Genomic DNA, 17,348 nt, shown 5'->3' with positions numbered 1-17,348 from the left:
AGGTGAATTATGACGGTTGAATTTGAGAGTTATCCTGAAATTAAAAGCTACGCAGAAAGTGTAGCTGAACCAAAGTGGTTTACTGAAATGAGAATCAAGGCTCTTGAGGCACAACCAGCACTGGAATTACCAAATTTTGAGAAAATAAGATACCAGCGCTGGCCAATTCAGGTAAAAAAACATTAAAAAAATTTTCCTCGGATAGTGATCTTCTAGAAGAGTTAGATATTGAAGAAGCAAAGCACTTAGTCGTACAGCTTGGTCAAGATACTGTACGCACAAATGGACTAACTGAATTAGAAGAACAAGGTGTGATTATTTGTGATTGGCAGACAGCATTAGAACAGCATAGTGATCTAGTTCAAAAATATTTCATGCAAAAAGCTGTAAAGTATGACGAGGATCTGCTAACTGCGCAACATGTTGCAAACTTGACAAGTGGACTATTTGTTTATGTTCCTAAGAATACTGTTGTGAAAGAGCCACTGACTACTTATTTTGTGCAGGATGCTACCACAAAGGCAGATTATGTACATCATGTAATAATTGTTACTGAAAAAAATAGTGAATTCTCATACCTTGAGAATTTGACAACTGTTGGTAGTGAGAAGACCACTGCAAATATTATTGTTGAAGTTATTGCAGGGGTTGACAGCCATGTGAAATTTGCAAGTGTTGACCGGTTGGGAACCAATACGACTACGTATCTCAATCGGAGAGGTCATCTTGAGGATAATGCCAAGATTGACTGGTCAATGGGTATGATGAATGACGGAAATATTGTTGGTGATTTTGATTCTGACCTCGTAGGGAATGGATCTCACTCAGAAGTTAAAGTTGTTGCTATCTCAACAGGTAAACAAGTTCAAGGAATTGATACACGTGTTACGAATATTGGGCGTCACACAATCGGACATATTTTGCAACATGGTGTGATTCTGTCGCGTTCAACACTTACATTTAATGGAATTGGACATATTATAAAGGGCGCTAAGGGCTCGGATGCCCAACAGGAAAGTCGTGTTTTGATGCTGTCGACCAAGGCAAAGGGCGATGCTAATCCAATATTACTGATTGATGATAATGATGTAACCGCTGGTCATGCTGCCAGTGTAGGGCGTGTCAATCAAGAACAGTTGTATTACCTGATGAGTCGCGGTTTGCCGAAAAAAGTTGCAGAACGCCTTGTTATCCGTGGTTTTTTGGGGCCAGTATTGGCGGCTATTCCATCAAAGAAGATTGAAGAACAATTAAAGGTAACTATCGAAAGGAAGCTTGTCGATGGTCAAACAGATGAATGAACTTATTAAGGATTTTCCGATACTTGATCAGAAAGTGAACGATGAACAATTGGTATATCTTGATAATGCAGCAACTACGCAAAAACCGCGTGCGGTTGTTGATGCGGTAACCAATTATTATTATCATGATAATGCTAATGTTCATCGCGGAGTGCATACTCTTGCGGAACGAGCAACGGCGCAATTTGAAGACGTTCGCAAGAAGGTTGCACACTTTATCAATGCTCCTAGCGAACAGGAAATTATTTACACGAAAGGAACAACTGAATCCTTAAATTGGGTGGCTGCAAGTTATGGCAGAACTTTTGTGAAGCCCGGTGATGAGATTGTTATTTCGTACATGGAACATCACAGCAACTTGGTACCATGGCAAATCCTTGCTAAGAAAAATGGAGCAGTACTGAAGTATATTGATTTGCTTCCTGATGGCCAGCTAGATATGGATAGTGTCAAGAAACAAATTACAGATAAAACAGCAATCGTCTCACTTGCTCATGCTTCAAATGTTCTTGGAGTCGTTAATCCTGTGGCGAAAATTGCAAAAATTGCACATAAACATGGAGCGATTATGGTCGTTGACGGTGCTCAATCTACACCGTATATGAGGATTGATGTACAGGATTTAGGCATTGACTTTTTTGCTTTTTCTGGGCACAAACTCATGGCCCCAACTGGGATAGGTATTCTTTGGGGTAAAAGTGAATTATTAGAGCAAATGCCACCACTTGAATTTGGTGGTGAAATGATTGATTGGGTACAGTTGCAAGAGACTACTTTTAAGAAGGCTCCATGGAAGTTTGAAGGCGGAACACAGAATATCGCGGGAGTTGTTGGTTTAGGTGCAGCTATTGATTATCTTGAAAGTATTGGAATGGATAAAATTGAGAATTATGAGAAATCATTGATTGCAAATATTTTGCCAGAATTGGTTAAGATTGATGGTCTGGAGATATATGGGCCACTGGATCCTTCAAAACGTACTGGAATTATTTCTTTTAATCTCAAAGGTTTGCATCCGCATGATGTTGCAACTGCTCTAGATATGGAAGGTATTGCAGTCAGAGCAGGACATCACTGCGCACAGCCATTGATGGAATACTTGGATGTTACTGCAACGGCACGTGCCAGCTTCTATCTATATAACACGGTTGAAGATGGACAACGTTTGGTAGAAGCAATCAAGGCTACGAAGGAGTTCTTTAAAAATGGGATTGTCTAGATTAGATAATTTGTATCGTCAGATGATTTTGGAACATGCGTCACATCCTCATCATCACGGGACACTTAAAAATGCTGATCATCAACTTGAGTTGCGGAATCCGACTTGTGGGGATGTTTTGGTTGTACAGGTTGCAATGAAAGCAAGCAAGGTTTCTGACGTGGCATTTTCAGGATCTGGGTGTACAATAAGTCAAGCCTCCGCAAGTATGATGACTGATGAGGTAATCGGTAAGACAGCCGCACAAGTTGAACAGATGGTAGTGACATTTTCGAAGATGGTTACTGGAGATTCAGTAGATAACGTTGATGATATTCTAGGTGATGCAGCAATTCTTGAAGGAGTTGCACAGTTTCCCGCACGAATTAAGTGTGCAACGTTAGCTTGGAAAGCAATTTATCAGGCAATTGAGAATGACAATAAGGAATCGACTATCGGTCTAATGCGACACGATGAGCTATAGGAGGGAGTTATTATATGGCAGATGCAAGTATGCTTGGTCTGGGCGGAGAATATAAGTATGGTTTTAAAGATGATATTCAGCCAATTTTGACAACTGGTGAAGGTCTCAATGAAGAAATTGTGCGGCAAATTTCAGCAGCAAAAAATGAACCGGATTGGATGCTGGATTTTCGTTTGAAGTCGTTTAGACGTTATGAACAGATGGAAATGCCTGATTTTGGGCCTGATTTGACTACGCTTGACTTGAATCACATTAATTATTTTAGGCGTGACAGTGATAAAATTGCTCGTAATTGGGAGGATGTCCCTGAAGACATTAAGAAAACTTTTGATCGCTTGGGTGTTCCAGAGGCTGAGCGTAAATATTTAGCTGGTTCTTCTGCACAGTATGAATCCGAAGTTGTTTACCATAATATGCGTGAAGATTTTGAAAAATTAGGAATTGTCTTTATGGATACGGATTCGGCCGTACAGCAATATCCAGAATTAGTAAAGAAGTATTTTGGCAAGCTAATCCCTCCTTCTGATAACAAATTTGCTGCATTAAATTCTGCAGTTTGGTCAGGTGGAACATTTATTTATGTACCAAAGGGTGTTAGAACAGAAGTGCCAATTCAGAGCTACTTCCGAATTAATGCTGGAAATAGTGGACAGTTTGAGCGAACCTTGATCATCGTCGATGAAGGTGCAAGTGTAAACTATGTTGAAGGATGTACAGCTCCTAACTATTCTGAAGACAGTCTGCACGCAGCTGTTGTTGAGGTTAATGTGTTGAAGAATGCATACTGCCGCTATACAACGATTCAAAATTGGTCAGATAATGTTTATAGTCTTGAAACGAAACGTGCGCAAGCTCTTGAGAATGGAACGATGGAATGGGTTGATGGCAATCTAGGTTCCAAGGTTACGATGAAGTATCCAAGTGTGTATATGAATGGTGAGGGTGCGAGAGGAACAATGCTCTCGATTGCTTTCGCAGGTAAAGATATTGTTTCTGATACAGGTGCCCGCATGATTCATAATGCTAAGAACACATCCAGTTCGATTGTTTCTAAGTCCTTGTGTAAAGATGGCGGACGTGTAGATTATCGTGGTAAAGTTCGTTTCGGACGTACTAGTGATGGCTCATTCTCACATGTTGAATGTGATACTATTATTCTTGACGAAAAAAGTGCAAGTGATACTATTCCATTTAATGAAATCAAAAATGGGAATGTTTCGATGGAACATGAGGCAAAGGTTTCCAAAATCTCAGAAGAGCAGCTCTATTATTTGATGAGTCGCGGGATTACTGAAGAAAAAGCAACTGAAATGATTATTATGGGATTTGTTGAACCATTTACCAAGGAACTGCCAATGGAATATGCAGTCGAACTTAACAGGCTGATTGAGTACCAGATGGAAGGTTCTGTTGGTTAAAAGGAAAAAAGCTATGACAAACGTTGATATAATAGCGTTTGTTACAGCTTTTTTATTTCGCAATTTTTTATATTGACTCACAAACGACTTAAAAATCGATATAGTCGACAAAATATTCAGCCGTATCACAGTACCGCGTTTGTTGTCTTTAGTAAAATAAGTATAGATAGCAATTGTATTTTTAGAGTTGATATCTCCAAGCATTTTTTTAACAACATGGATAGATGTGTTAACTTCGAAAATATAAGTTATAATATTAAAGCTTTAGTTTGAATATAAATTAAATATACTTGAAATAAGTGCAGCAAAGAATAGAAAATATAAGATAATAACAACAATGGCTATTATAAATTGAACAAGTCCAGCACGATTCCATGTAGACTGTACAGCTTTAAATGTTTCTACATCTTTATAATTACCTTTTTGCCATGCCCATTCATTACCCTTAAAACCACATACAAAAACCCAAATAATACTGAAAAGTGGAATCAAACATAAAAGTGGAAGATATGTTTTATTACCAATTCCCCAAAAAATATTGTACATAAAAGCACCCCAGTTCCAGCCTTTAACTCCAGCAGGTACAACTTTATCGTTTTCTTGCATAATAAATATCCCCCAAAATAAATTCAGCTTTTAAGGTCTTCAGATTTTGGACTATAGTACTTGTAATGTAAAAAACTATTATTTTAAATAACTATTATTTGTAGTTTGAACCAATTCTTTTTTATTTTCAAGTCGAGTTTAACATATTTGAAATATGGAAGCGCATTTAGAAAAATGCAGAAGTCTATAATTTTTATCATTTCTCACTATGATTACTTTTAAATGATAATGACAAATCGTCCTATAGGCAAAGATTAAAACAGTAATAATATTTACAAAAAGGCAAAAGAGGTGTAATATAAATAGTAACTGTTACTGTTTAAAAAAGAAAGAAGGAATTATTTTGGCTAAGAAGTCTAAAATAGCAAAGCAAAAGAAATTAGAGCTGCAGGTTGCTAAATATGCTGAGAGAAGAAAAGAATTGATTGCAAAGCATGATTACGAGGGATTAAGCAAATTACCACGGAATGCTTCGCCAACTCGATTACATAATCGTGATTTTTTGGACGGAAGACCACATGCCTACATGCGTAAGTTTGGAATGTCAAGAATTAGATTTAGAGAATTGGCACACAAAGGACAAATTCCTGGTGTAAAAAAGGCTAGTTGGTAAAAAAGAGGGGGAATAATTATGGCTGTTCCAGCAAGAAAAACATCAAAAAGCAAGAAAAATAAACGCAGAGGGAATAAAAAATTAACTGTACCACCATTTTCTTTAAATACTTCTACAGGTGAATATCATCGGAGTCATCATTATTCACTGGAGGAGATAAAAAACCGTAAGAAGTGAGGTATTTTTTATGAAAGTAATTTATCCAGTTCTTGTTGAACAGGCGGTTGAAGAACTTGCTGAAGGTGAAGATGTAACGTTAGATTATAAGGCACAGGTTTACCGAGCGTTAATAAAGGACAAAATTATTGATGAATTTGGTTTGCCGACAAAATATGCTTTAAAGCAAGGATACGTTGAGAGTATCACAGAAGAACCATATCTTGAGTGGGATGAGTTTCTTGATATTTATCCTATTTTTAAAAAATGTGAAAAATCAGAATTTGAAAGAATCGATGGTTTTTGGGAAGTAACAACAGATCTTCAAAAGAAGCTGATGAGTGAGTCTTATCAATCAACATTAACTAATATTGAAAAGGCTCAAATTCAAGAATTTCTGACAGGAAGACAAGAAACTATTTAGTAGATACTGTTTTACCCATCCATTTATAATTTTAATGAAGATAGTAATGGAAAGAAAAACAGAGAGTAATCGAATTTGCAAATTTTATTATTAACGTAAAATTACTAATGTCAGCTATTTTGCTGTGAGTAACGCGAAAAAAAAACAGCAAATTTTTAATCATAGAAAATAAAAAAGGTACCAGATTAAAAGTCAAATTTTGATCTGGTACCTTTTTTAAAGTGTTTTTAATTTTGTCTCGATTAGTTTATATTAGAAGTTTCCGTTATCATTAGCTTTTACGAATTCTTTGATTCTTGCCGCTTTTTCTCTCAGCAGAAATTGTTCTTCTTTCCATGATTCATATACTTGACTCGTAGCGCCAACTACATAGACAGTTGTATAATACATTTGTTTGCTCTGTGGATCAATGACCGTTTTTTGTCCAACATGAAGGAGTCTCCAGCCATTTTCAAGGTAGTCATTTGCAATATTATTACTATTAGCATCGTCGAATTCAAAAGTAAAAACAATATCTTCCATTGACATAACATTCCTTTCCAAGATAATAATCTAATTTACAGAAGTTATTCTAGCACAAATAAAAGCGTTAACATAGAGATTTGTTTATGGAATTAAAAATGCATGTATTTTTATTTTTGAATGGATTATGGATAACAAAGAGAAACACCTGATGATGAAGAATTTATGCTTAACCCCAGTAAATATTGTTGACATTGCTCCTTTAAAAATATATTATTATCTTACTTATAATTTGTAATTACCGTGAAGAGATAAGTAATGGTAGGAGTAACTTTAGAGAGCTTGCATCTGCTGAAAGCAAGTATTATGAATATCAAGAAAATGGTCTTGGAGTAATATATTGTCGAGCGGTTTCTGTAAGACAGTATTGGAGGGATCCCATTACAAATCCAGATATATCATTCTAATCTGAATGAGTATCTCTTGAGTCATTTTGATGTGAGTTAAAATGTAAATCTAGGTGGTACCACGAATACAATTCGTCCTTGAAAATATATTTTCAGGGGCTTTTTTAATTTAATCAAACAAAGGAGAGATCTTATGGGAAAGTATGTAGTTAATTCAAGTATCAGAAATATTGGTTACCAAGTTGGAACACAGGCTGGGGTTCATCGCTATTTAATGGATGAACCGACAACTGCTCGTGGAACTGATGCAGGTCCCAATCCAGTGCAGTATTTAATTGGGGCGGTGAATGGCTGTCTAACTATTACTGCCCAATCAGTTGCAAGAAAATATAAGATTAAGCTTGAAAAATTCGATATTCGTTCAGTGGGAAATGTTGCTAAGCACGAGGATGGAACTTCTGAGGTCGATGAAATTGTGGTTAACATTACATTCAAAGCTGATATTAATGGGAAAGCCAAAGATGATTTTATTGCAGAGACACTTGCTAAATGTACTGTTCACAAAACATTAGAAGCGGGGGTAAAATTCACTTTTAATTTTGAACAAGAATAGGGAAAAGCGGGGAGAATAATGGAGAAAAAAAGACTATTTAAGTATATGTTTACCGCATTAATCGCGGTATTATTTTTGAGTTCTTGCTCGTCAAGAAAGAGTTTCTCAAAGCAAAAAACGACATTGAACTTGATGCAGACATCTGATTTAACAACATTGGATAATACTAATCAGGCAACAATGTCTGAATTTTCAACTTTAACAAATTTGGATGAAGGGCTGTATAAGCTCAATTCAAAGAATGAAGTTGTCCCAGCAATTGCAAAAACAATTGCTAAGCCAACAAATAATGGGAAAACATATACAATTAATCTGCGTAAGGATGCACGCTGGTCTAACGGAGATAAAGTTACAGCTCAAGATTTTGTTTATTCATGGCGTCGTTCAGTAGATCCTGCAAATAAGCCAGTTTATACTTATGTTTTTAGCGGGATCAAGAATGCAGATGCTGTTATCGCTGGTAAGATTTCACCAAGCAAATTGGGAATTAAAGCCATAGGCAAGTATAAGTTGGAAATCATCTTGGAACACCCGATGCAATCATTTAACAAACTGGTAACAATGCCAGTCTTTTTACCACAAGATAAGGTTTTTGTTCAAAAAATTGGAACTAAAAAATATGGAAGTAACGCAAAATATACAGTATCTAATGGTGCATTTAAAATCACTAAATGGACGGGAATCAATGATTCTTACTTATTGGTCAAAAATAAGTACTACTATGCAAAAAAACGGGTTAAATTAAATAAAATTAGTTATACAACTATTAAAGATGACAATACTGCATACAATCTGTTTAAGACTAATAAGCTAGATGATGCAACGGTTTCAGGTGTGGTTGCACAGGGACTGCAAAATAATAAAAACTTAAAAAAAGTAAGTCGTGCCTGGACATACTACTTACAAGTCAACCAGAGTAAGGGGTCACCTCTAGCTAATGCTAAATTACGAAAAGCGGTCTCTTTAGTAATAAATCGCAAGGAGTTGACACAAAAGGTTTTGGGAGATGGATCGACACCAGCAGGTAGCTTTGTCAGTCCTAAAACAGCAATAGATCCGACTACAGGTAAGGATTTTAGTACAGAAACAGCAACTTCTATGCAGTCCAATGTCAAAGAAGCAAAGAGACTATGGAAGGAGGGACTGTCAGAAATTGGCAAGTCTTCCGTTACACTGAGTTTGATTGCTGAAGATACTGAAACTCAAAAAAAGGTTGCTGAATATATTCAGAGTACAGTACAAAGTAACTTGAGCAATGTTTCAGTTAAGGTTCAAAATTTACCCGCAAAGTCATTATCGAACAAAAAAACAGCAGGAGAGTTTGATTTGAGTCTATGGTACTGGTTGGCTGATTATGCGGATCCCATTAATTACCTAGGAATTTTGACAACCGGTAATTCAATGAATCCAGGAAAGTATTCGGACAGTGTATTTGACTCATATCTTGCAAACGCACAAACTGCGAAGACGAAGTCCATTTATTGGGCCAATCTACGCGATGCAGAAAAGAAATTGCAAAAGACAACTGGAATTGTCCCGCTATATTATGTCAAGGAAGATCATTTAGTTCAAAGTGGTCTAAGTGGAGTAGTTTACCACACAGCAGGATTTGCTGATTACACAAGATCTTATTGGAAGTAGTTTAGTTATGCAAAATTTTTATCAGTAAAAATCACAGTTTAGAGATGCATTTTGAAATTTTATAAACTACAATAGAATTATGGATAATTCGAAGTAGGAAGTGATTGAATGATTTGGTTATGGATGCATTTATTTTCATGGATCGTTTTACTGATTGTTGTCCTCTCAGCAGTTTTCAGTAGAAATGGTGCAGGTGAATTATTAAAGATGATTGCAAGAATTTGTTATGTGGTCGCAATTATTAGTGGAATAATGCTTTTAAAGTATGCTTGGGAAACGTCACCTGTCTTAGCAATTGTTAAGGTCGTTCTTGCAATAGGATTGATAGGTTTTTGCGAGATATACTTTAGCCGTGAGAGAGATGTTGGAAATATTATTAAGGTTTTATTGGTTGCAGCAACCATAGTTGTTGGGATTATAGGTTTTATTTTGGCGGGTGGACGTCCATTTTGAAAAAAATAAATATAGAAAACGGAAAATAAGTCGGCAAAATTTAAACATTAGTTGCAAAATTGCGAGCATAGCGGGTCAATTTTTGTTATGAGTAATTCGTGTTAGACAATTAGACTCACAAACACGTTTATCTGAGATAAATAGGGAGCTAGGTTAAAATTAAACTTTTGACTAGCTCTCTTTTTGTTTTTCCTATTGTGCAGTAAATATTTAAAAAGGTTGTGGCAAACCTTTTTAAAAACTTTTTTTTAAAAATAAATCTTGACTGTATTTGTAGTCCGATTTAGTATAAAGCTATCGATAATTAATTTTTGATGTCAAAAATGTATTTTTTTAATTGTTTTGTTATTTATTAACTTTAGAAAAGAGGAAATCTTATGCCGTACATGAACAGTCAAAGTGTGAATGTTATTGTCATTATTCTAGTTATTATTACCATGCGTGTGCGTGATTTTATGACTGGAAAATTTTGGCTTGGCTAAGATTTGAAAAATCAGAGAAACCACCGCGCGAATTATAGCACGGTGGTTTTTTGTTTGTATGGGAGGGAAAAATTTAATAGGATATTAATGCTTATATTCAGCTAATAAAAGTCTTAAGAGGGATAAATGAAATAGTTTAATAAATTAGAAGGGATTTAAAACAATGAATAAAATTGAAAAGGTAAGTAAACTAATAGGAAAGTATTTTACGTTAGCAATTGTTTTTTGGGTAGTTTTCAATTACTTTTTACCGAAGACAAGTGAATGGGTGATTCCAAATGTCGCATATTTGTTAGGAATAATTCTTTTTGGGATGGGACTAACTTTAAAATTGCAAGATTTTGAAAGAATTGCTAAGAGACCATTTCCTGTTATTGCAGGAACTTGTGCACATTACTTAATCATGCCGACAATTGCTTGGGTTTTATGTCTAGTATTTCAACTAAAGGGTGCAACTGCAGCAGGTGTGATTCTAGTAGGTTCCTGTCCAAGTGGAACCTCATCAAGTGTAATGGCATATTTGGCAGGTGGCGATGTTGCTCTCGATGTATCAATTGAGACACTATCAACATTACTTGCTCCAGTTGCATTACCTGGATTATTATTACTTTTTGCGGGAAAATATGTTGATATTCCGACGTTTTCATTATTCTTAAGTACGATAAAAATTGTTTTAGTGCCAATTCTGCTTGGATTACTAGTACATCATTTGTTTAAAGATAAGATCGAATGGGTGACGAAATTTTTGCCTGTTGTCTCACAACTAGCAATTCTTCTAATAATTGGGGCAGTAATTTCTGCTAATCACGCAGACTTGATGACAACACAAACTTTACTTGTTATTCCAGTTGTAATACTGCATAATTTATCAGGTTATGGACTTGGATACCTATTTTCAAAATTAATCAGATTAAGGACGCCACAGAGAAAGGCAATTACATTTGAAGTAGGAATGCAAGACTCAAGTTTGGGAGCAACCCTAGCCATGAAGTATTTTGTACCAGCTGCAGCAATTCCTTCTACAATCTTTAGTATCTGGCATAATATATCTGGATCTATTCTGGCAGTTAATTGGAAGAATAGGTCAACTAATGACGATGCTGCAAAGATGGAGAAAAAAGGGAAAACAGCTGTTGATTGAGTTTGAATCAACAATCGGATTCGAAACTTATAGAGTGAGTTTTTATAAGAAACAAAGAGAGAAACTGGATCAAAAATTTAAATTTTGACTTGGTTCCTTTCTTTATGCAGTTAAGAATGTCAATAAATACAAAGATTGTTAATTATTAAAGCTCTTTGAAGATGGCTTCTTACCGCTAGGCATACTTTTCAATTTTTTACCATTAGGTACACTTTTCATATTACCCATTTGAACACTGGTTTGTGCATTATGAGCCCCAAAGTAATATCCGATTCCGCCACTTGTACTCGCAATTAATAAGACAAATAAGCCAATAATTAATATCTTCCTTGTACTACGATCTTTATCTGTCATAATTGATTCCTCCTTATACCTTACATCAATAATGATATTCTAAGAAATTTTCATTTAAGGGAAGATAACTTGTCTTTTTAGTAAAAAAATATGAAAAGACAAAAATTTGTGGAATAAACTAAATATCATATAGTGTATAATTGTAATGGTGAAAGGGAGCTGAAGCATGATGATGAAGATCTATTACAAAGCAGACTATGACAAAAAAGAAATTGAATTTGAAAAGCCCGGTGATTTTGTGGGAAGTCTCTTGGTAGATGATCCTGAACTGCAAGACGGTTATGAGGTTTTTAAAGTGACGATAAATGGTAAAGAAGTAACAGATTTCACTGGTAAAACAATGCTTGATCTATTTAATTATTATTGGGAAAGAGTATAGCCATAAGGATATAGTTAGATTTTTTGTTATGTAGTATGAGTAAGTATTTGGTAGCATTCATTGATTAGTATCTAACTTGTTGAGTGATGTAAATCAAAATTTATATAACTGTGTGGATATGGGATTTCTAGGGACTTTGACGAGTTTGGTTAAAGCCCCTTTTTTATATCAAAAAAATTATTGCATAAAATTAATAAAATAAATGAGAGTGATTACAAAGAAGGACTCATGATAAAGTTATAAACAAATACAAGTCTTTGAACATTCAGAAATTTCAAATGAATACTGAAGGATAAATAATTTTAATATGCATTTTGCAAAAATACATTTTCATAATGCAATTAACTGAGAATAATGCATTAAAAGAATCTAAATGTCTTTTTTCTAGTGATTTCTAGCTTTTTGTTAGGTCATAATGGTTTATACAAAACCTATAACTTTATATACTTTTAATTAGGTATTTTATTTAAGAAAGAAGGAGATGGAGGATATATGTAATAAATAAAGTTATAGGGTGTGTTAAAGGTAGTGAGAATAAGTAATGCTTGGATAAAAACTGTGGCAAAATAGTTATTAAAGCAGGCTTTTTTGTTATACTTGAATATGATAAATTTTGTACTTTTTTCTATTGAATGTTAAAGAAAATAAGTGAATAATAATATCTATCACGAAACAAGTGGGTGAAGGGGAAAGATGAACTTAAAAAAATGGGGTTTGGCTGTTATGATCTATATTGCAGTTTTTTTTGTTGTAGCGTTTTTCCAAGAACAAAGATGGAATGCCTTCAGAAATAATCCGGTATGTCAGGTTGTTCAAGCGAATACAAAAAGAAAGGCATTGCATAAGATTGCTAGAAAAATAGCCACATATTATCAAGGATGGCAAGTACCATATGATTATCGTGTGGGATATGAGTATGATATTTCCATGCCTTGGCAAGGAGAAAATCGGTACAAATTTAATTATATTTTTAATACAGCAGTTAATAATAGAAGCATTGGGCAAAATTTTGGAGGCTCAATGTTTGATGGTTCAATGTATGCAACAAAAACATTTTATTTGCACCATACTGGAAATCACTGGTGGATTCAAAGTAATGAAAAGAAAGAAGAATTGGTTAAGTCAAAATCGGTTAAGAAAAATAAAAAAATAGCCAAAAAAGCAGTTGTTAAGTCGATTGATGCGAGCGGTAAAAGGTCATTAAGTTCAAGTAATCATTCTGCAGTTAAGCTTCCTGCGACAATAACCCATTCTAAGAAAATGCAATATTTTACACAAAATCAAACCATGTTTGTAACATATGACAATCAAAAAACAAAAATTGAGGTTCCGAATGGTTATCAGCAAGTGTTTCTAACTGTAAATAATACGTATAACGAAACACTTAATCCAGGAAGCTATATTGTTACACCGGAATTCACAGCTTTTGTTGCATATCGTGCTAAAAGTACAGGCTTACTTTATAGTTTGGATGAAGGTAAGCACTGGGAATTTTCACAATTTAAATACGAAGGTTTTCGCGGGAATGCTTTTATTTCTAAAACCAGTGACAAGGTTTACGTCACCTATGCAACAGATGAGTCACTGGGAACAGAATACTACCTAACTGTTTCGAGTGGTGATTTAAAGAATTGGGAAGAGGTCAAGTATCAAAAAAAGTTGGACCAGAGTAATGTTTCACTTGTTTATTGGGGGAATGATCACTTGGTTTATTATGCAAGTAAACTAGGTGGATTTAATTTTTCTGATGATGGAGGGCAGCATTTTCATCCCGTCACATTAGAATTTCCAGATAATATTAATAATATAACTGGAGGTAATCCTTTTACAGTTCCAACTTATATATATACAAATCAAGGCAAAATGTATTTGATTATGAAGCAAGATCAAAATGGAGATTATGCAAGGAACCATCATTTAATGCAAGCAGTTTTAACTCAGAATCTAGAATTAAGTTCATTCGTATATCAACGACAACAGGCGGAAAAATGAGAGAGGTGAGCGTATTGATAAAAACATTCAGGATAGCAAGTACAGCAATCACAGTGCTTTTTTCAAGCTTTTTTATGTACAATGCGCTTGTACTATTTGTTGGATATGGTAGTCTGATTCAGGGACTATTAATGCTTATAGCTGGGATACTAGTTGGACAATTATTTTTTCTAAATTGCTATAATTTATTTGGATATGAAAGACCAACTAGTAGTAATTTATCTGCGGAAAGCGTTTGGAGACACATTTACCGAAGCAATTATCTGGTTGCCTTTTCATATGGACTAGCTTGCACCGGAGGAGTAATTTATTTATATCGTTATTTTCCGGCTATATTTATGTTTGGAATATTAGCTCCCTTTATTTTGTATTTATTTCTAATTATATATGCATATTGGAAGAGAAACAGATTGAAGAAGTTTGACCCTTTTGGCAGAGTTTTTGAGACTTTAGAGGTTGAAGAGTTAAAGCCTAATAAGATTAAAAGTCATGAGATACTTAATCAGTTTATTAAGAAGCGATTTCAAAATCAGCTAATATTATTTGTTAATGTGAACTTAATTATTTTTGTAGGTTATTTCAGTATATATTTTAATAAGTATAGTTCTTTATTGATGTATCTATTGCTTATTTGGGAAGTTACAGCCATTATTTCCTACTTGGTGTTAAACATAAGAGAAACAATTAGAGTAAGGCAGCATATTTATGATGGCGAATATGCTGAAATTATCTTGTTCTTAAAAAATATTTACAGTATTCCCAAGGATAAAGCGGTTAGAAGTAAAGCTTTTGAACAATACCTGATTTATGCATTATATTTAGATAATCAATATAAACAATGTCTTAGAGTCTTGGAAGGGGCGGTTTTTCAAAGTGCAATAGCCATTTGGGTCGAACCATACAAGGTTTTTTGTCTATTGGAGCTTGGAAGATTTGATGAGGCAAAAGATGCGTCTGAAAAAGTAAAAATGGGCAACAGTATGATAAAGTCAAAAAGGGCCAAGAATGTGGTCATTAAGTATGAACAATATTTTACAGAGCTTTTCAAGGGAAATAATGCAGCAGCTATTGAAGTTGCAGAAAGTTTAAAGAACAAAGAACAATCTCAAAAGGAAATAATTGACCATTTAAAAAGACTTGCTAAGAAATATGAGTAGCTTTGTGATATTAATGAGATCAAGAAGGTCTCATCAAGATAGCAAATTTTACCGACTTATGTCATACTCCCTTTTTTATTTTTAAGTATACTAAAAGAGCTACACTGGAAAAATTATTACTTTTTCTGATGTAGCTCTTTAACTTAGGGACTTATGATTCAGCCGCTTTTGTATTATTGTTTCGGATAAATGTGTTCTGTAAGCTTAAAATTTTTCTGTCCAACGTATAAATACTTAGGGCAAAGGATTCACCATGTTCGTAATTTTACGTTAGTATTCAAATTTTACAAACCTATATCACGTTCCCAGTTATTTTAAACCCATTATTAAGATTAAATAGATATTAGCTATTAATGCTAGTATGTTTATTTAGTGACATTTAATTCAACATCACCCAATCCATTGTCAAAATGAGCCGACCAAGTTCCTTCTTGTAGCTTAGGAGGCAACACAAAAGTTCCAGTTGAAACATATTGACCAGCTGTTAATTTCTTACCATGTTGCTGTAATTTAGCAACTAGCCATTGCAATGATTTTAATGGATTGCCAAGAACTTCTGACGATGTACCTTTTTTAAGAGATTGATCATTGAATTTGAGGGCGCAATGCACTTCTGAAACAGCTTTGACGCTTTCAAAAACAACTGTTGTAGGGAACAAATCACCTACGACGACCAATCCACCGACAGCGGCATCTGAAACAACTAGATTTTTCTCAAGACTTGGGAACCAGTCCTTGAATCTGCAGTCGGGAACTTCAAGTGCACCCGCAACACTTGTTTTTTGCATCAGTTGTTCAAGGTCATCTTCTGGACTGAGATCCTTGTCAACACGAAATGCTAATTCAACTTCGATTAGCGGTTCTAACATATCACTGAGTGCAAAGCTAGCAGGTGAGTGTAGGAAACGACTCTCAACTTGAGCTCCATATAGGGGTGAGTCAGAATCAAACATTTTTTGTGTTTCTTCACTAGTGAGTGAGATCTTATAGCCGCCAACAGCTTCATTCTTAAGTTCCATCAGGCGGTTTTGCACGCGATAAGCACTCTCTTCATCAGGTACTTTGTTAGACCAATCTGCGACATCGAGCGATTGGTTTGTTGTGTAGGCTTGATATAGTGTATTTGCTAAGGTTTCTTCAGTTTCAGTTAAAGCAGCTAATTTGTTTTGTTGTTTTTCCATTGTGATAATCTCCTTTTATTTATGGATTTCTCACTTTGTTTAGATGAGAAATCACTATTGACCTAATCTGTATTTTGTTATCATTCTTAATAATGCCACTTGGATCATCCATAGGTCCTCATCTCCCTTCAAAATTATACGAATAAAAAACGCCCTCTAGCAGAATAACTCTGCTTAAAGGACGTTAAAAACGTGGTACCACCTTTTTTTATACCTGAATCTAAACTCAAGTACCTTAAACAAACTGTCAAAACAATTTGTTGTCTCTATAATGGGAGTACCCAGTAGAATCTACTCAAAGTTCGATCTACAACTCATAGGGGATTTTCACTAATTTAAACATAACCATCTCACACCATCCGATGACTCTCTGAATTGTTCACAAAAGCTACTTTCCTAATCAACGTTTAATATTCGTATCAACTTGTTAACCGTATTTTAGTAATACTCACATAAAATGTCAAGAGAAAATTTTAATTTTTCTATTTTTTAATCTTGTGCAAGAATTTTGATTCCTTTGTATATGTTGTAAATAAATACAATTAAGTCAATCAACGAGACTATACCAAGGGCTAAAACGACTCCCCAACCCGTTAACTGCGCTTGGTCTGTTACTATACCCGTTGTACCGACAAAGATAATTCCCATGAGGGTAAGAAAAATAGGAAGCAGGTGCAATAAAAAAGCTTTTTTTGCGTGATTACGGATGACTGGCTCGTCAGCACAGACAAACCAGACAATAAGTGGAAAGATAAACGGTGCGAAAACGATAGAAAAATAAGAAAGAGCACTTAATATTTTAATTTTTTGCATAATTTCCCCCAAAAAGTAAAAGTCATTAATTCCAGTATAATCTGAAATATAATACTATGATATACTGAAACTG

The 17,348-nt window shown here is 34.7% G+C and carries 18 protein-coding genes, 1 pseudogene and 2 other annotated features; of the genes and pseudogenes, 14 read left to right on the top strand and 5 right to left on the bottom strand.

Going from position 1 to position 17,348, the window contains the following annotated elements:
• Window positions 1-9: 9 nt before the first annotated feature.
• From sufD to sufB, 4 genes and pseudogenes are all read left to right on the top strand, one after another.
• A pseudogene (gene sufD, locus GSM_RS13975) lies at window positions 10-1,301 on the top strand (Fe-S cluster assembly protein SufD).
• The gene (locus GSM_RS04125) at window positions 1,282-2,520 is read left to right on the top strand and encodes a cysteine desulfurase (RefSeq protein WP_003690002.1); all 1,239 of its coding nucleotides are present in this window, start codon (window positions 1,282-1,284) and stop codon (window positions 2,518-2,520) included. Before sufD ends, GSM_RS04125 begins: the two are co-directional and overlap by 20 nt.
• Window positions 2,507-2,983 carry a Fe-S cluster assembly sulfur transfer protein SufU gene (gene sufU / locus GSM_RS04120; protein ID WP_003690004.1) on the top strand — a complete coding sequence of 159 codons (477 nt, stop codon included), beginning with the start codon at window positions 2,507-2,509 and terminating at the stop codon, window positions 2,981-2,983. The genes GSM_RS04125 and sufU overlap by 14 nt, the downstream gene beginning before the upstream one ends.
• A 14-nt stretch (window positions 2,984-2,997) precedes the next feature.
• Entirely contained in the window at window positions 2,998-4,401 is a 1,404-nt protein-coding gene (sufB, locus tag GSM_RS04115; protein WP_003690005.1) for a Fe-S cluster assembly protein SufB, read from the top strand.
• Window positions 4,402-4,665: 264 nt separating this feature from the next.
• Here the strand turns inward: sufB and GSM_RS04110 are convergent, their stop codons facing one another.
• On the bottom strand, window positions 4,666-5,007 hold the full coding sequence (locus GSM_RS04110; RefSeq protein ID WP_003690007.1) for a hypothetical protein: 342 nt from the start codon (window positions 5,005-5,007) through the stop codon (window positions 4,666-4,668).
• 343 nt (window positions 5,008-5,350) lie between these two features.
• On the opposite strand from GSM_RS04110, the gene rpsN reads away from it, so the two are divergent.
• From rpsN to GSM_RS04095, 3 genes are read left to right on the top strand one after another with little or no spacing between them, the layout of a single operon-like run.
• A complete protein-coding gene (rpsN, locus tag GSM_RS04105; protein ID WP_003690009.1) occupies window positions 5,351-5,620 on the top strand; it encodes a 30S ribosomal protein S14 in 270 nt (89 codons plus the stop codon).
• Window positions 5,621-5,638: 18 nt separating this feature from the next.
• On the top strand, window positions 5,639-5,797 hold the full coding sequence (gene rpmF / locus GSM_RS04100; protein WP_003690011.1) for a 50S ribosomal protein L32: 159 nt from the start codon (window positions 5,639-5,641) through the stop codon (window positions 5,795-5,797).
• 10 nt (window positions 5,798-5,807) lie between these two features.
• On the top strand, window positions 5,808-6,200 hold the full coding sequence (locus GSM_RS04095; RefSeq protein WP_003690013.1) for a hypothetical protein: 393 nt from the start codon (window positions 5,808-5,810) through the stop codon (window positions 6,198-6,200).
• A 252-nt stretch (window positions 6,201-6,452) separates the two neighbouring features.
• On the opposite strand, the gene GSM_RS04090 is transcribed toward GSM_RS04095, so the two are convergent.
• A complete protein-coding gene (locus GSM_RS04090; RefSeq protein ID WP_003690015.1) occupies window positions 6,453-6,722 on the bottom strand; it encodes a hypothetical protein in 270 nt (89 codons plus the stop codon).
• 234 nt (window positions 6,723-6,956) lie between these two features.
• Window positions 6,957-7,212: a binding site (T-box leader), on the top strand.
• 50 nt (window positions 7,213-7,262) lie between these two features.
• Here GSM_RS04090 and GSM_RS04085 point away from each other — a divergent pair.
• The 4 genes from GSM_RS04085 (at window position 7,263) to GSM_RS04065 (ending at window position 11,399) form a co-directional block, all read left to right on the top strand.
• Entirely contained in the window at window positions 7,263-7,682 is a 420-nt protein-coding gene (locus tag GSM_RS04085; protein WP_003690017.1) for an OsmC family protein, read from the top strand.
• An 18-nt stretch (window positions 7,683-7,700) separates the two neighbouring features.
• Entirely contained in the window at window positions 7,701-9,323 is a 1,623-nt protein-coding gene (locus GSM_RS04080) for a peptide ABC transporter substrate-binding protein (RefSeq protein WP_003690019.1), read from the top strand.
• Window positions 9,324-9,431: 108 nt separating this feature from the next.
• The gene (locus tag GSM_RS04075) at window positions 9,432-9,776 is read left to right on the top strand and encodes a DUF1516 family protein (protein WP_003690021.1); all 345 of its coding nucleotides are present in this window, start codon (window positions 9,432-9,434) and stop codon (window positions 9,774-9,776) included.
• A gap of 645 nt (window positions 9,777-10,421) precedes the next feature.
• Window positions 10,422-11,399, top strand: a complete 978-nt coding sequence (locus GSM_RS04065) for a bile acid:sodium symporter family protein (protein WP_003690023.1) — start codon at window positions 10,422-10,424, stop codon at window positions 11,397-11,399.
• Between the two features lie 138 nt (window positions 11,400-11,537).
• On the opposite strand, the gene GSM_RS04060 is transcribed toward GSM_RS04065, so the two are convergent.
• The gene (locus GSM_RS04060) at window positions 11,538-11,753 is read right to left on the bottom strand and encodes a hypothetical protein (RefSeq protein ID WP_003690025.1); all 216 of its coding nucleotides are present in this window, start codon (window positions 11,751-11,753) and stop codon (window positions 11,538-11,540) included.
• Between the two features lie 166 nt (window positions 11,754-11,919).
• On the opposite strand from GSM_RS04060, the gene GSM_RS04055 reads away from it, so the two are divergent.
• From GSM_RS04055 to GSM_RS04045, 3 genes are all read left to right on the top strand, one after another.
• Window positions 11,920-12,132: a DUF4649 family protein gene (locus tag GSM_RS04055; protein WP_235720340.1), complete on the top strand. Its 213-nt coding sequence runs from the start codon at window positions 11,920-11,922 to the stop codon at window positions 12,130-12,132.
• Between the two features lie 693 nt (window positions 12,133-12,825).
• Window positions 12,826-14,124: a WD40/YVTN/BNR-like repeat-containing protein gene (locus GSM_RS04050; protein WP_003690030.1), complete on the top strand. Its 1,299-nt coding sequence runs from the start codon at window positions 12,826-12,828 to the stop codon at window positions 14,122-14,124.
• Window positions 14,125-14,138: 14 nt separating this feature from the next.
• On the top strand, window positions 14,139-15,281 hold the full coding sequence (locus GSM_RS04045) for a hypothetical protein (protein ID WP_152134758.1): 1,143 nt from the start codon (window positions 14,139-14,141) through the stop codon (window positions 15,279-15,281).
• Window positions 15,282-15,646: 365 nt separating this feature from the next.
• On the opposite strand, the gene GSM_RS04040 is transcribed toward GSM_RS04045, so the two are convergent.
• A complete protein-coding gene (locus GSM_RS04040; RefSeq protein WP_003690044.1) occupies window positions 15,647-16,462 on the bottom strand; it encodes a 2-keto-4-pentenoate hydratase in 816 nt (271 codons plus the stop codon).
• A gap of 174 nt (window positions 16,463-16,636) precedes the next feature.
• Window positions 16,637-16,875: a binding site (T-box leader), on the bottom strand.
• 76 nt (window positions 16,876-16,951) lie between these two features.
• Window positions 16,952-17,275, bottom strand: coding sequence for a magnetosome magnetite crystal formation protein family (locus GSM_RS04035; protein WP_003690047.1), 324 nt, complete (start codon window positions 17,273-17,275; stop codon window positions 16,952-16,954).
• Window positions 17,276-17,348: the final 73 nt, after the last annotated feature.

Origin of the sequence: Liquorilactobacillus mali KCTC 3596 = DSM 20444 (genome assembly GCF_000260415.1) — a bacterium.
GTDB classification, from domain to species: domain Bacteria; phylum Bacillota; class Bacilli; order Lactobacillales; family Lactobacillaceae; genus Liquorilactobacillus; species Liquorilactobacillus mali.
The sequence above is the reverse complement of the archived record's forward strand: the minus strand, read 5'-3'. Positions and strand labels throughout refer to the sequence as shown.